Source organism: Corynebacterium sp. HMSC065D07 (assembly GCF_001810695.1).
In the GTDB taxonomy this organism is placed as follows: Bacteria; Actinomycetota; Actinomycetes; order Mycobacteriales; family Mycobacteriaceae; genus Corynebacterium; species Corynebacterium hesseae.
The window spans coordinates 81,847-95,398 of the sequence record NZ_KV802452.1; the positions used below are offsets into that span (position 1 = coordinate 81,847).

General features: G+C 62.1%; 12 protein-coding genes. 6 read left to right on the forward strand and 6 right to left on the reverse strand.

Annotation, left to right across the window (positions count from 1 at the left end; all coding sequences use genetic code 11):
- Window positions 1-2 precede the first annotated feature (2 nt).
- Window positions 3-626: a carbonic anhydrase gene (locus tag HMPREF2760_RS07080; protein ID WP_049154728.1), complete on the reverse strand. Its 624-nt coding sequence runs from the start codon at window positions 624-626 to the stop codon at window positions 3-5.
- Between the two features lie 41 nt (window positions 627-667).
- On the opposite strand from HMPREF2760_RS07080, the gene HMPREF2760_RS07085 reads away from it, so the two are divergent.
- Entirely contained in the window at window positions 668-1,528 is an 861-nt protein-coding gene (locus HMPREF2760_RS07085) for an HhH-GPD family protein (RefSeq protein WP_070596947.1), read from the forward strand.
- Here HMPREF2760_RS07085 and HMPREF2760_RS07090 read toward each other — a convergent pair.
- Both HMPREF2760_RS07090 and HMPREF2760_RS12560 read right to left on the reverse strand, forming a co-directional pair.
- Window positions 1,494-2,810 carry a threonine/serine exporter family protein gene (locus HMPREF2760_RS07090; protein WP_070522775.1) on the reverse strand — a complete coding sequence of 439 codons (1,317 nt, stop codon included), beginning with the start codon at window positions 2,808-2,810 and terminating at the stop codon, window positions 1,494-1,496. The two genes, HMPREF2760_RS07085 and HMPREF2760_RS07090, sit on opposite strands and share 35 nt — an antisense overlap.
- Window positions 2,810-2,980 carry a DUF4236 domain-containing protein gene (locus tag HMPREF2760_RS12560; RefSeq protein WP_083299135.1) on the reverse strand — a complete coding sequence of 57 codons (171 nt, stop codon included), beginning with the start codon at window positions 2,978-2,980 and terminating at the stop codon, window positions 2,810-2,812. The genes HMPREF2760_RS07090 and HMPREF2760_RS12560 overlap by 1 nt, the downstream gene beginning before the upstream one ends.
- 78 nt (window positions 2,981-3,058) lie before the next feature.
- Here HMPREF2760_RS12560 and HMPREF2760_RS07095 point away from each other — a divergent pair, with 78 nt between their 5' ends.
- Window positions 3,059-4,285: a lipase family protein gene (locus HMPREF2760_RS07095; RefSeq protein WP_070522772.1), complete on the forward strand. Its 1,227-nt coding sequence runs from the start codon at window positions 3,059-3,061 to the stop codon at window positions 4,283-4,285.
- A 3-nt stretch (window positions 4,286-4,288) separates the two neighbouring features.
- Here HMPREF2760_RS07095 and HMPREF2760_RS07100 read toward each other — a convergent pair whose 3' ends face one another.
- Entirely contained in the window at window positions 4,289-5,005 is a 717-nt protein-coding gene (locus HMPREF2760_RS07100; RefSeq protein WP_232755617.1) for a DUF1266 domain-containing protein, read from the reverse strand.
- Between the two features lie 249 nt (window positions 5,006-5,254).
- Between HMPREF2760_RS07100 and HMPREF2760_RS07105 the strand changes: the two genes are divergently transcribed.
- The 3 genes from HMPREF2760_RS07105 to HMPREF2760_RS07115 all read left to right on the forward strand — a co-directional run bounded on the left by HMPREF2760_RS07105 (window position 5,255) and on the right by HMPREF2760_RS07115 (window position 7,646).
- A complete protein-coding gene (locus HMPREF2760_RS07105) occupies window positions 5,255-5,815 on the forward strand; it encodes a hypothetical protein (protein ID WP_070596948.1) in 561 nt (186 codons plus the stop codon).
- The gene (locus HMPREF2760_RS07110; RefSeq protein WP_070522763.1) at window positions 5,815-6,675 is read left to right on the forward strand and encodes a hypothetical protein; all 861 of its coding nucleotides are present in this window, start codon (window positions 5,815-5,817) and stop codon (window positions 6,673-6,675) included. Before HMPREF2760_RS07105 ends, HMPREF2760_RS07110 begins: the two co-directional genes overlap by 1 nt.
- 80 nt (window positions 6,676-6,755) lie before the next feature.
- A complete protein-coding gene (locus HMPREF2760_RS07115; protein WP_070522760.1) occupies window positions 6,756-7,646 on the forward strand; it encodes a cation diffusion facilitator family transporter in 891 nt (296 codons plus the stop codon).
- Window positions 7,647-7,789: 143 nt separating this feature from the next.
- On the opposite strand, the gene HMPREF2760_RS07120 is transcribed toward HMPREF2760_RS07115, so the two are convergent.
- Window positions 7,790-10,567, reverse strand: a complete 2,778-nt coding sequence (locus tag HMPREF2760_RS07120; RefSeq protein WP_070522758.1) for an ATP-dependent Clp protease ATP-binding subunit — start codon at window positions 10,565-10,567, stop codon at window positions 7,790-7,792.
- A 254-nt stretch (window positions 10,568-10,821) separates the two neighbouring features.
- On the opposite strand from HMPREF2760_RS07120, the gene HMPREF2760_RS07125 reads away from it, so the two are divergent.
- Window positions 10,822-12,081, forward strand: coding sequence for a serine/threonine protein kinase (locus HMPREF2760_RS07125; RefSeq protein WP_070522755.1), 1,260 nt, complete (start codon window positions 10,822-10,824; stop codon window positions 12,079-12,081).
- On the opposite strand, the gene HMPREF2760_RS07130 is transcribed toward HMPREF2760_RS07125, so the two are convergent.
- Entirely contained in the window at window positions 12,078-13,478 is a 1,401-nt protein-coding gene (locus HMPREF2760_RS07130; protein ID WP_070523012.1) for an MDR family MFS transporter, read from the reverse strand. The genes HMPREF2760_RS07125 and HMPREF2760_RS07130 overlap by 4 nt on opposite strands.
- Window positions 13,479-13,552 lie beyond the last annotated feature (74 nt).

Consider the following 13,552-nt stretch of genomic DNA (forward strand, 5'->3'; position numbering starts at 1 on the left):
GCCTAGTGAACGCCGTGCAGGACGACGGTCTCCACGCTGGAATCCTCTAGGAGGTAGCGCAGGCCGACGATGCCGAGCGTGCCGGCGTCGAGAAGCTGGCGCGCAGCCGGAACGTCAGAAATGATCTGGGAGACTGTCTGCGCGGTATTCTCGCGCTCAAAATCGGCGAGTTCCTCGCGGCCATCACGCTTGGCCACCATCGAGGCAGCGGCCACACGCTCAATGATCGGACGCTGCAGGCCCGTCGGCAGATCGCCGCCCGCCAGGAAGTCCGCGGCTGCGCCCACCGCACCGCAGGACTGATGCCCCATCACCACGAGCAGGTTGGCCTTGAGATTCTCCAGGGCATAGTCCAGCGACGCCATCACCGCGCTGTCCAGGATGTGACCGGCGGTGCGGATGACGAAGGCATCGCCGAAACCAATGTTGAACACGTGCTCAATGGGCGCGCGGGAATCGGAGCAGGCCAGCACGATGACGCGTGGGTCCTGGCCCTGAGTCAGGCCAGCGCGCAGCTTCGCGTCTTGGTTAACGTCGATGAGGTTACCCGTCACCAGGCGGTGGTTACCTTCCTGGAGGGCTTCCCACACCTTCTGTGGGTTTTGAGGGACATCTACTAAAGGCATGATTCTTACTCTAGTCCCCACCGCCCTACACTGAGATGCCTATGGATACCCAAGCTGTCGTGGAATGGTTCGATGCCCATGAGCGTCCCCTACCGTGGCGCCGGCCGGGCACCTCAGCGTGGGGTGTGCTCTTAAGCGAGGTCATGAGCCAACAGACCCCCGTCGCACGCGTGGCCCCACAGTGGGAGGAGTGGATGCGCCGCTGGCCCACCCCACACGACCTCGCGGCGGCGTCCAAAGCGGACGTACTGCGCGCTTGGGGAAAGCTGGGCTACCCGCGCCGCGCGCTGCGCTTGTGGGAGTGCGCGAAGGAGATTGGTGAGGGGGCGGTTCCGGGGGACGTCGACAAGCTCTTGGCGTTGCCCGGGATCGGTGAGTACACCGCGCGCGCCGTGGCGTGCTTCCATTTTGGCTACAACGTCCCGGTGGTGGATACCAACGTGCGCCGCGTCTATGCCCGTGCCGAGGAGGGCCGCTTCCTCGCGCCGCCTCCCACAAAACGCGAGCTGGCACAGGTGGAAGCATTGCTTCCGGAAGAAAATGGGCCACGTTTTTCCGCCGCGCTCATGGAGCTCGGTGCACTGGTGTGCACAGCCAAGAACCCCGACTGCGCCGCCTGCCCCATCAAGGCCTCGTGCGCGTGGCAGCTCGCGGGCTGTCCGGAACCCAGCGAGGAGGAAGCGGCGCGGGCAAAGAAGCGCGTGCAGAAGTTCACCGGCACGGACCGGCAGGTGCGCGGGCTGCTTCTCGACGTCCTCCGCGGCTCACCCCACCCAGTGAGCCAAGCCGACCTGGATGCGGTGTGGCCGGACGCGGCGCAGCGCTCGCGGGCGCAGGCCTCGCTTATCGAGGATGGCCTAATGGACATCAACGAGCAGGGCCTGTTTCACCTGCCGCACTAGGCACGTGCGAGAAATCGATGAGGTGACCGAAGGTCCAATCGCGGTCAGTCAGCAGGCGGGCGAGGATGAGCCCGCAACCAATGGCCGCCACGGCCATCGAGGCAGTGGCGAAGTTGTTCAACGCCTGGTCCATGTTGCCAACATTAAGGTGATAAACCGTGCGGAACATGGAGGTTCCCGGGATCATGATGACGGACGCCGGCACCGTCGTGGTGATGCGCGGTAGATGCGCGCGCTTGGAGGCCACCGCGCCCAAAAGCCCCACGATGAGACCGCCGGCGAACGCGCCGACGTAGCTTGTGGCCCCGACCCCGATAAGGATAAGGCGAACGAGGTTGGCCACCGTGCCCACCGCGGCCGCCACGAGCACCATGCGGCGCGAGGAATTAAAGAGGAACGCGAATCCGGAAATGCCCAAGAAGCTGGCCGCCGCGGCGGCGAGGTACCACACCGGCGCATAGTCGGGGATGCCCGGTTCCGGAGTGAGCTCCGTGGTCCAGCTGACTAGGGCCACGGTAAAGGTGGCGGCGGTGATCACCGTCAGCGCATAGGTCAGGCGGGATAGCCCGGCCTCGAAGTCGAAGCGCGCGAGGTCAATGAGCGCGGAGAACAGCGGGAAGCCGGGAATGAGGAAGAGCACCGCGGCCACGTAGCCCGAGGAAAACTCTGACGGGTCCGCCACCCCGGCGGCGGCCACGGCCTCGGTGGTGAAGAAGTACACGAGACTGGCCACCGTTCCGGCTGCCACGATGCACCCCAGTTGGTGGACGTGCTTGCTGTGCAGAACCGCGCGGGTGAGCTGACCACAAAAGGCAGCGAGGGCCACCAGCAGAATCGCCAGCGGCGTAAAGAAGTTCAGGACCGCGAAAGAGGCGCACGCAATGGACGCCGCCGCAGCTAGGAGCCAGCGGTTCCACCGCTTGACCACGTTGGCCTCGATGACGTCGAGCATCTTTGTGAGTTCTTCCGCCGTGATGCCCGCGTACAGCCGGTGGTGGGTCAGGTCCTCTAGGGCTTCGATCCGGGAAGCATCGACAGCCGGTGAATGCTGCTGCGCCACCACCGTGCGGAAGTCGCGGCCACGGTGGAACGTACAGGTGATCTGTGTGACGCCAACGTTGGCGTCGAGCCGATCAAAGCCGAGCGCGCGAGCGGCACGTTTCATGCCGCGCAGCACGCGGTAGCCGGACGTTCCCGCACCCATGAGCATCATGCCTAGGCGCAGGACGACGTCGGCCTCGTACCCCATACGGACATAGTCGCTGCTGGGGTGAGAAGTCATTAGCGCCAGCGCCCCCGGAAGTTCAGTCCACCTGGAAGATTGACCCACATGCCGCCGCGGGAGTTAAAGGTCACGGGACCGACCTTTGTTGACATCGAGGCACCGGAGCCGGAGAGATTGATCCAGCTATTTTTTCCGGTCTTCTTGCGCTTGCGAAAATAAATGCCCATGCGCGCTAGCTTAGCGCAGCGACGTCTCAGCGCAGCGAAGTCGCTGCGCACCGGCGACAGAGCGATTACCCTTACGGCATGAATCTAATCTCTCCTCGCGCACTCGTGGCGGCCCTTACGCTGGCGGCTTCTGCGCTGCTGCCCGTCACAGCATCGGCTACACCCGGCACGCCGACCTCCGCCCATCCGATTGACCACCTCGCAGGCGTCTCCGGCGTCACTGCGGAGAAGATCTCCTATGAGTCCACGCTCATGGACGGCTCCCCCACCACCGTCACCGGCGTCATCTACGAGCCTTCCGCTGCCTGGAGCGGCCCGGGTGAGCGCCCCACCATCATCTTCGCACCCGGCACCCGCGGCGCGGGCGACCAGTGCGCTCCGTCCAATGCCACGCAGTCGGTGGGCAACGTCGCGCTGGGTCCGGCCAATCAGGTCACGCTCAATATGAACTACGAGTACGCGCTGTACCAATACGCCGCGCAACAGGGCGTGCGCGTGGTCACGACCGACCTGGTTGGACTCGGCACACCAGGTCACCACACCTATGTCAACCACATCGAGGAAGCACACGCGGTTCTCGACGCCGCCCGCGCCGCCCTCCGCCACGCGAACGCGCCGGCCGATGCCCCCGTGGGTTTTGCTGGCTATTCCCAAGGAGGCGGTGCGGCCGCGGCCGCAGCCGAGTACGCGGAAACCTATGCACCGGAGCTCAACGTCAAGGGCACCTACGCCGGTGCCCCGCCGGCCGATCTTTTCGAGGTCATGAACGCGGTCGATGGCTCCTCCATCGTTCACGTGTTGGGCTATGCCATCAACGGCTATGCGGAGCGCAGCCCTGAGTTTTATAACGAGGTCGTCACCGAGATGAACCCGCGCGGCATGCACTTCCTTGCCAGCGCCGCCCACGCCTGCATTGGTGATTCGATTGCGACGTGGGGCTTTACCCGCACCAGCCAGCTGACCAAGACGGGCGAGTCCTTCGGCGAACTTGTGCGCCGCAAACCGGCTGCCGCCCAGATGCTTGCGGAGCAACGACTGGGCCAGCGTGCCCTCAACGCCCCGATGCTGGTCATGAACTCCCCCACCGATGACCTCATCCCCTACGAGCAAGCTCGCGCGATGGCCGGTAGCTACTGCTCACTCGGCGGCACCGTCCAGTTTGACGCCGCCGACCCCGTCGACGTTCTTCCCCACTCCGGGGCCAACCACGCCGTTGGCATCATCAACTCGGTTCCGCGCGGCGTGGACTATCTGATCGATCGCTTCAAGGATGTCCCCGCACCCTCTAACTGCCAGGCTTCCTAAGACTTAGTGCAAACCACCCAAGGATGAGAATGGCTCCTCGGCCTGGATGTCGTGCAAGGGCACGCGCACCCAAGGCGAATCACTGTGTGCGAGCAGCTCGGTGAGCCGTTGCGATTGATCCTTCATCGCAGCGGTGACGTCGGGCTCACCATCACTCGCCCAGATCATTCGGCCCCACCAGAAACTTGCGGCTACGTCAGCCCACGACACGAAGTAGCGCTGCAGGGTCGCCACGGCCTTGTCCGAAATCTGAAGGAACTCTTCTGGAGAGATCCACCCCAGCTCCGTTGCCGGGCCACCAACAGCGTGAACACGGATTATGTCCCATGCGCGCGTAGTGGTGGGCAGTGCCGGGGCTGCTGCTTTGGCAAAGCCCTCCGAGCGCAACATCCTCACGAGGTAGCGGAACTTATGTTCTCCAAGGCGCGGATCCGCGCCTTGGGCAATAAAGAAGTCTTTGAGGAACTCGACCTTTTCCTCCACTTCCGCATCTAGCTCGCGCTCGGGGACGTTCTTCACGGCGTATGCGAGGGGTAAAACCAGGTCATTTTCCACGTGCTGGCCACCTTCGAGCAGAGCATCAATAACCTGATACGCTTCCTGTGCACCAGTGACCCCCCAGTTTTGCTCGAGAGATGTTTTGTAGTACTTGGCCGCCCTTGCGTTGATGGCCTCAACCCCTAGCGGGGTCGCAAACGCCTTATTGCTCTTGTACGTCATTCCCCAAGAGTGTCGGCGCACCTCATCTTTGCTCGGCGCCGGTTCCGGCCACGGGAACTTTGTAAGGCGGTAGATCCAAGTATCATCAAACTTTGCTGGCGTGAACGTTGAGCTCATACCCACACAACGTACCGAGGTTTCTGGCACGGTTCCGTGGTGCCCCATCCATCACCCCTATGCTGGGGGTGATCTACACCATAATTCAGCGCACCCAGTCACAGTTTTTGATGTGTTGTTAGTCTCGTGTGCATGACAGGACCCCAAATTGCATTGACAGACCGGCCAGATCTCGGTGCTGCGCTTAAACGTGCTGGTGATTCCGAGATTGTGCACGCTGCCGCCGCAGCCGTTGTAGAAGGCCTTGGTGTCGACGAGATTGTGCTGGAAGCCGCCGCCACGAAAGCTAGCGGGGTGGATGGTGCCGCGTTTGTCACCAACCGAAGGATCCTCGTGACCGCCGATAAGAAGGATCCATCTCATTTTGAGTTCCTTGAACTTGACAACCTGGGCAACGTCACAGTTCTGCCCTACCAGGATAGCTGGGCCGTCGTGGCTCAACTCTACAACACATACAAAGTGTGGAGCGGGTTCACGGAAAAGGCCGCGCGTCGCGTGCAGTTTGCCGCCCAGTGGGCCCTGACCGCAGGCCGGGAGGCACGAACGGAGGCCTCGCGCGCGGTGTCTTCGGAGGAGCTTTTTAAGCGGTGGAAAGAAAACAAGCACCGTCTCAATCGCAATAGCTTTGAAGAGCACGTTGAGTCGATGCGCTCCCTGTATTCCGATATTGATTCACGGTGGTGGACTGAATAATGAGCCGACTTGCATACCCGGGTTCGCCCGATCACCTTAACGGGGCGGAAGACACATCACACATCAAAGAAGGCCAGACAGTTGCGGATAATGGCTACCGCCATTTCATCAAGCATGGCGAACTACTAGACCCAGGCGCAGCTTCGAAGAATGCATCAGGCACCGCCTCCACGTCGAACCCCACCGCAGGCACGACAGGTTCCCATACCGATGCCCCGAAGCAAGGCCTCAGTGTAAAGAAGCAGCTGTTGCTCCTTCCGCTAGTAATCGCGGTCATCGTGGTGGTAGCGATTGGTTACGTCGCAGCTAAAGATGCCCTCTTTGGTGACAAGTCTGAGGATTCCGCCGCGCCTGCGCAGCCCGCCGCTGAAGCACCTGCCGATTCCGGGGCTTCCAACGGTGACACCGCCGGCGAGACCGGTGGCGATACTGCTGGCGACGCTCAAAGCGGCCTCACTCCTACCGACCATGCGCCCGAGCCGATTGCTGACTTCGTGGAAGTGTGCACAGATTATGAAGTGATGTTCAGCTACTACGGCGCGGATAACTCCCCTGCCCCAGAAGCGAAGGGCACCAACTGTTCCGTGGATACTACGAAGGCGCCTGAGGTTGGTTATGTAGTCTTCACCGATGATCCTGCTGCCACCGCCGCCGTTCGTGACGGCAAGCCCGTCTTGGACGCCGCTGAGATTCCGGCAGAATCAACGCGCGGTTCCACATTCAAGGCACAGCGATTGGAGGCCATCTTCACTGTTCAGGAGATCCTCGCGGATGATAAGGGAATCGTTGAGTACATGATCAAGAGTGATGACCCTGAAGTAGCAAAGAAAGCTCTGGTAGACCTCGGCGTGGCCAAGTAGAGCTAGAACGCACACTTTTGCCCGCCGCCATACGTTTTCATTTTATTGTCAATAAGCGTTGGTGGTGATAGGCTGAGTGCATGGCACACGAGCACCACGACCATGATCACTCCAGCACGCCGCTGCGCGCGCTCCTGATTGCGCTCAGTATTACCGGCATTGTCTTCTTCGCGGAGCTAATCGGCGGATGGTTGGCGGGCTCGATGGCACTGATGGCGGATGCGATGCACATGCTTTCCGACGCCGCGGGACTCATCATTGCGGTGATCGCAGTGTTGGTTGGGCGGCGCCAAGCATCAGCCCAGGCCACCTACGGCTACCGGCGAGTAGAGGTACTTGCGGCGCTAGCCAACGCAGTAATGGTGCTGGCAATCTCAGTGTGGATTGTCGTCGAGGCGGTGCGCCGCCTGCAGAGCCCGGCCGAGGTACAGGGCAAGGCGATGCTGATCATCGCGGTGATCGGCCTGGTAGCCAATGCGCTCTCGGCGTGGGTGCTGCACCGGCACCGCGAGTCCTCGATCAACGTGGAAGGCGCGTTCTTACACGTACTGGTGGACTTGCTCGGCTCGGTCGCGGTGATCGTAGCGGGCATCGTGGTGCTGACCACGGGATTTGTGGCGGCGGACGTGATCGCCTCTTTAGTCATCGCGGCGATGGTGCTCCCACGCGCGTGGCAGCTCATGCGGTTGTCGGCAAGCGTTCTGCTCGAGCAGGTTCCGGCGGGCTTCGACGCCAGCGTGATCGAACCCGTGCTGCGTCGGGTCGAAGGCGTTGCCGACATCCATGACCTGCACCTGTGGAGCCTGGACGGAGTCAACGTTCTCACGACCGTGCACATCGTGCGCGACGGCACCGTCGACACCGGTCCGCTGTTAGATGCCGCCCAGCACGTTCTGCGCGAACATGGCATCGAGCACTCCACCATCCAAATCGAGCCCCCAGAACACGAATCCCACGAGACAGTGTGCTGATTCTGTTCTAGTTGTGGGCACGCCGCCCACCGGGCCGTCCCGCCCACCGGTCACGCAAAGAAAGCCCCGAACCGCACGGAGTGTCACTCGCATGCGGTTCGGGGCTAATCCTTATAGGCCCAGCGCGGGGCCCAAGTCAGCGCTTAGAGCGGCTGGCCAGCACCGGCACCAGCCGGCGGCGGATTGCCGTCATCACCATCGTTGTTGTGGGATTCCTCGGCGGAGTCGCTACCAGACTCATCGAGGACATCCGGGGTGACGGTGTCAGGACCATCGGAATTCGGACCGTGGGATCCCTCATCGATCTCGGTGGCTAGTTCCTCATCGGCCTCGCGCACGGCGGTTTCCTCGAGCTCCTTGTCGAAGGTGTCCTCCGGCAGCGGGCGCGGACGCGGGGTGAAGGTAAAGGTTGCGGAAGAGTTGTCCTTGGACTCACCATCCCAGCCTTCAACATCCACGGTGATGATCTCACCGGCGCCAATTTCACCGAAGAGGATCTTCTCGGAGAGCTGGTCCTCAATCTCGCGCTGGATGGTGCGGCGCAACGGGCGAGCGCCCAAGACCGGATCGAAGCCACGCTTGGCAAGAAGATCCTTGGCCTTCTGGGTGAGCTCGATGCCCATGTCACGCTCGGAAAGCTGCTTCTCGACGCGTCCGATGAGCAGCTCCACCATCTCGACGATCTGCTCCTGGGTGAGCTGGTGGAAGACCACAATCTCATCGATACGGTTGAGGAACTCAGGGCGGAAGTGCTTCTTCAGCTCGTCGTTGACCTTGTTCTTCATGCGCTCATACTGCGCATCCGAATCATTCTCCGAGGAGCCGGTGAAGCCCAAGCCCACGGCCTTCGAGATGTCCTGGGTGCCCAGGTTGGAGGTGAAGATGAGCACCGTATTCTTGAAGTCCACGATGCGGCCCTGGCCATCGGTCAGGCGGCCGTCCTCCAGCACCTGCAGCAAGGTGTTGTAGATCTCCTTGTGGGCCTTCTCGATCTCGTCGAAGAGGACCACGGAGAACGGCTTACGGCGGACCTTCTCCGTCAGCTGGCCGCCTTCCTCGTAGCCGACGTATCCCGGAGGAGCACCGAAGAGACGGGAGGCGGTGAAGCGGTCGTGGAACTCACCCATATCGATCTGGATAAGGTCATCATCCGAACCGAAGAGGAAGTTAGCCAAGGACTTCGACAACTCCGTCTTACCCACACCGGACGGGCCGGCGAAGATGAAGGAACCGGAAGGACGGCGCGGATCCTTCAGACCAGCACGGGTGCGGCGAATGGCGCGGGACACAGCCTTGACGGCTTCGTCCTGGCCAATGATGCGCTTGTGCAGCTCCTCCTCCATGTTGAGGAGGCGGTTGGATTCCTTCTCCGTGAGCTTGAGAACCGGAATGCCAGTCCAGTGAGCCAGGACCTCTGCGATCTGTTCCTCACCGACCTCAGCGATCTCCTCTAGGTCACCGGAACGCCACTGCTTTTCCTTCTCCGCGCGCTCTTCACCCAGCTTGCGCTCCTTATCGCGCAAGCCAGCGGCCTTCTCAAAGTCCTGGGCGTCGATCGCAGCTTCCTTCTCCTTGCGGACCTCAGCGATGCGGTCATCGACCTCGCGCAGGCCCTCCGGAGCGGTCATGCGCTTGATACGCATGCGGGCACCGGCCTCATCGAGGAGGTCCACGGCCTTATCCGGCAGGAAGCGGTCGTTGATGTAGCGGTCAGACAGGGAGGCCGCCGCCTTCAGTGCCTCGTCGGTATAGGAGACACGGTGGTGTGCCTCGTACTTATCGCGCAGGCCTTTGAGGATGAGGATGGTGTCATCGAGAGAAGGCTCTTCCACCTTGACCGGCTGGAAGCGGCGCTCGAGAGCGGCGTCCTTCTCAATGTGCTTGCGGTACTCATCCAGCGTGGTGGCACCGATGGTCTGCAGCTCGCCACGGGCCAGCTTCGGCTTCAGCAGCGACGCGGCGTCGATAGCGCCCTCGGCGGCACCGGCGCCGACCAAGGTGTGGATCTCATCGATGAAGAGGATGATGTCACCGCGCTGGTTAATCTCCTTGAGCACCTTCTTCAGGCGTTCCTCAAAGTCACCGCGGTAGCGCGAACCGGCCACCAGGGAGCCCAGGTCCAGCGAGTAGAGCTGCTTATCCTTGAGGGTCTCCGGGACCTTGCCGTTGACGATATCGAGAGCCAAGCCTTCGACCACGGCGGTTTTACCCACGCCGGGCTCACCGATGAGCACCGGGTTATTCTTCGTGCGGCGGGACAGCACCTGCATAATGCGCTCGATCTCGGAATCGCGGCCCACCACTGGGTCCAGCTTGCCATCGCGCGCAGCCTGGGTGAGGTTGCGGCCGAACTGGTCCAGCACCAGAGAGTTGGAACGCTCACCGGAGCCGCCCGAGCCGCCACGGCCGCCCTGGCCAGCGCCAGCACCAGCGCCAACCGGGCCGGCACCGCCCTGGGACTGGTTGCCTTCGCCCTCGTTGCCCTCATATCCGGAGAGCAGCTGGATAACCTGCTGGCGAACGCGCGGCAAGTCAGCACCCAACTTGGTCAGCACCTGCGCAGCCACACCATCACCCTCACGGATGAGGCCGAGGAGCAGGAACTCGGTGCCAATGTATTTGTGCCCCATCTGGAGGCCCTCACGCAGCGAGAGCTCGAGGACCTTCTTGGCGCGCGGGGTAAATGGGATGTGGCCTGTGTGCGGCTGAGAACCTTGACCAATGATCTCTTCCACCTCACGGCGGACATCCTCCAGCGAGATGCCCATGGACTCCAAGGCCTTGGCTGCTACACCTTCACCTTCATGGATAAGCCCCAGGAGGATGTGCTCGGTGCCGATGTAATTGTGGTTGAGCATGCGTGCTTCCTCCTGCGCCAAAACGATGACGCGGCGAGCACGGTCAGTAAACCTCTCGAACATTACCTCTTACCTTTCGCTTTAAATGTGTCATCCACTCTAACGCGCGGGGCGGACACTCCATTCACGATTTTTCTCCCCACTTCCCCTAAATCCCCGTTTCCGCAGGCAACGGCACTGTACGCCGGTAGCGAACAGGCAGTAGAAAGCCCGCATCACGCACCAGCCTGCCATGGAGGCTTCATCCCCTTAGAATGAAGAGGATTCTATAAATCTCATCGTCGACTCTCCGCGAAGGATTTCCCCTCACCGTGTCTATGCTCCCAGAATTTTTCACCACCCAGCACCAGCTGCGCCAAAAGGCAGTCTTGGACCAAGGAGCCGACTCCACGCTCTTCCTCGTAGAAGATCCCTCACACGATGAGATGCTCGTGGAAATCTACGCCCCGGAGCACCGCGGCGTACTCCGCCAGTCCGGCATTATGGGGCAGCTACAGCACAGCGCCATCGCACCCATCGTGGGCACAGGCACGATGAACAGCGGTCAGGAATTCTTTGTGCGCCGCAGTCTGCCGGGCGAGCAGCTTTCTAACTTCACCTCCTCCGGCGTTGGCGCGCACCACCTGTCCCGGGAGGAAGCCCTCGCCGTCTTTGCTCCATTGGCAGACGCCACCGATTTTCTGCTCAACAAGGGCCGCGCCAACTACGCCATCCGCGCGCTCAATCCGCGTCGCATCATCCTGACCGATAACCGCTCGAATGCCTTCTTCGCTGCGGTCGGACCAGCCTCAACTAACGAAGCTCCCAACGCAACAGCGAAAGAAGCAATCGACCGCCTCGCGCGCATCGTCGCCGCCGCCTGCCCTTCCTTCCGCGCAGCTGCCGCCTATCCCTCGGCTGCTGCCGTCGTTGATTCGCTGCGTAGCGCGGGCACGACCAGCACGAACACGGCTGGCGCGAATACCAGTGGCACGAACACCGCCGCAACGGGCACACCGCAGTGGCAGCCAGAACAGCCTTACTCCCCCGCCCCGCAGGAGGGGTGGGGAACGCAGCCCCAACCGCAGGTCGCAGCTCCCGCTCCCGCGAAAGGCTCCACCAAGCGCAAGTCGACCTCGAAGAAGAAAGTCTTCGCCGGGCTCGGCGTGGGGCTTCTCCTCTTAGCTCTGATCGGCGGCCTACTGTGGTTCTTCTTGGGGCGGCCGGCGTGGTCCGAGGCGGAGCAGGCGCTTGTCGACGACCACCCGGGACTCATCAGCTCCCGTCCCGGCGGGGAAGGCTTCAGCGGTGCCACCTGCGATGCCCGCGAACCGGAAGATGGTCAGGACGCGAAAATCACCTGCGTTGGTGACGGTGTGGGCTACTCCGTGGCGCGGTACGGGGACGTCGCCAAGCGCGATGCAGCCGCCCCGACGCAGGATGCACAGGAACTGTCCAACGGACAGTGCACCGTGCGCAGCTACGACGTTTCCGACACCGAGCCGGTGTTCTACATGGGCGCCGAGGACTCGACCGACGCCGTTCTCGTGTGGGGCGAGGATGCAGAGGAGCTTCGCCTGAACATGCCGCTGTGCTAATTCACGCGCTTGAGCAGCGGCGCAATCACCGCAATGGCGGTGCCGGCCACGCCAGCGAAGAGGAAAGCCCAGTGCGTTCCCTGTGCCGTCGCTGCGGCTGGTCCCATCCCCGCCGCGACACCGGCCTGGGTGCCGCGCGTGAGGAAGACAACGAGGAAGGCCGTTCCCATCGCACCCGCCAGTTGCTGGAAGGTGTTCATGATGGCCGACCCGTGCGAATACAGCTTCTCCGGAAGCGAGGACAGCGCTGTTGTCATCAACGGCGTCATCATCAGGCACATGCCGAAGGAGAAGAGAACGTGCATGCCCACAACCATCCACACGGCTGAGTTCTCGCCCAAGGTGGCCAAGAGCCACAGGCTGGCCACCATAAACAGCGAGCCCGGAATCATGAGCGGGCGCGGGCCATAGGAATCGAAGAGTCGGCCCACAATCGGGGAAAGAAATGCTTGGAGAATTCCACCCGGCATCACCGCCAAACCCGTGGCAAAGGCGGTGACGCCCAGGGTGGTCTGCAGGTAGATGGGCAAGACCGTAACCATTCCCAGCATCAGGCCGAAGGACAATACCAGGATGAGCACCGCGAGCGTGAAGTTGCGAACGCGGAAGGGGCGCATATCCATTAGTGCACGATCCTCGAGCGCCAGACGCCGCTGCCGGCGGATGAAGACGATGAGCGCGATGACGCCCACCACGGTGACGGCGATGTCTACCCAGGCGCCACCCTGCAGCATCTTTTCAATCGAAGACAAACCATAGATCAGACCGCCAAATGCACAAGCAGAAAGAAGTACGGAGGGACCGTCGAGTGGGGTATCGCGGTTCTCACCCACATCACTCAGGCGCCAGAGACCAGCCACCAGGATGAGAGCGATGAGCGGCACCATGGCCCAAAAAATGACGTGCCAGGTGAAGCGGTTGAGGATTGCCCCGCCGACCGTGGGGCCCAGCGCCGGGGCGACGGAAATAACCACAGAAATAATGCCCATCACCGTGCCGCGGCGCTGCGGTGGGACCAGAGTCATGGCCACGGTCATGAGAGTGGGGATCATCAACGCAGTCCCGCCTGCTTGCAGGACGCGCCCGAGGAGCAGAGCGACGAAGCTCGGCGCAAGGGCCGCCACCACGGTGCCTGCCAGGAAGAACCCGGCAGAGGCGAAGAAAATCTGGCGCGTGGTGAGCCTCTCCAGCAGGTAACCGGTGGTCGGAATGACGACGGCCATGGTGAGCATGAATCCCGTCAACAACCACTGTGCGCTCGTGGCGGGGATGCCATAGTCCGCCATGATGGCTGGTAGTGCGACGGACAGCGAGGTCTCGTTGAGAATCATGACCATCGCTCCCAGCACCAGGATGCTGAGGTTGATGACTACCTTGGAGGGAATCTCAGCGGACATGCGGCCAGCCACACCTTTCTTTTCTCTGCTCTGGGGATACTCGCGCCAACGCTTCCGATGTCAGCGCGCAAGGA

Bases quoted from the DNA above. Each gene is read 5' to 3' on its own strand.
- HMPREF2760_RS07120 (WP_070522758.1), bottom strand. From the start codon at position 10,567: ATGTTCGAGAGGTTTACTGACCGTGCTCGCCGCGTCATCGTTTTGGCG.
- HMPREF2760_RS07130 (WP_070523012.1), bottom strand. From the start codon at position 13,478: ATGTCCGCTGAGATTCCCTCCAAGGTAGTCATCAACCTCAGCATCCTG.
- HMPREF2760_RS07110 (WP_070522763.1), top strand. From the start codon at position 5,815: ATGAGCCGACTTGCATACCCGGGTTCGCCCGATCACCTTAACGGGGCG.
- HMPREF2760_RS07095 (WP_070522772.1), top strand. From the start codon at position 3,059: ATGAATCTAATCTCTCCTCGCGCACTCGTGGCGGCCCTTACGCTGGCG.
- HMPREF2760_RS07085 (WP_070596947.1), top strand. From the start codon at position 668: ATGGATACCCAAGCTGTCGTGGAATGGTTCGATGCCCATGAGCGTCCC.
- HMPREF2760_RS07105 (WP_070596948.1), top strand. From the start codon at position 5,255: ATGACAGGACCCCAAATTGCATTGACAGACCGGCCAGATCTCGGTGCT.
- HMPREF2760_RS07115 (WP_070522760.1), top strand. From the start codon at position 6,756: ATGGCACACGAGCACCACGACCATGATCACTCCAGCACGCCGCTGCGC.
- HMPREF2760_RS07080 (WP_049154728.1), bottom strand. From the start codon at position 626: ATGCCTTTAGTAGATGTCCCTCAAAACCCACAGAAGGTGTGGGAAGCC.
- HMPREF2760_RS07090 (WP_070522775.1), bottom strand. From the start codon at position 2,810: ATGACTTCTCACCCCAGCAGCGACTATGTCCGTATGGGGTACGAGGCC.
- HMPREF2760_RS07100 (WP_232755617.1), bottom strand. From the start codon at position 5,005: ATGACGTACAAGAGCAATAAGGCGTTTGCGACCCCGCTAGGGGTTGAG.
- HMPREF2760_RS12560 (WP_083299135.1), bottom strand. From the start codon at position 2,980: ATGGGCATTTATTTTCGCAAGCGCAAGAAGACCGGAAAAAATAGCTGG.
- HMPREF2760_RS07125 (WP_070522755.1), top strand. From the start codon at position 10,822: ATGCTCCCAGAATTTTTCACCACCCAGCACCAGCTGCGCCAAAAGGCA.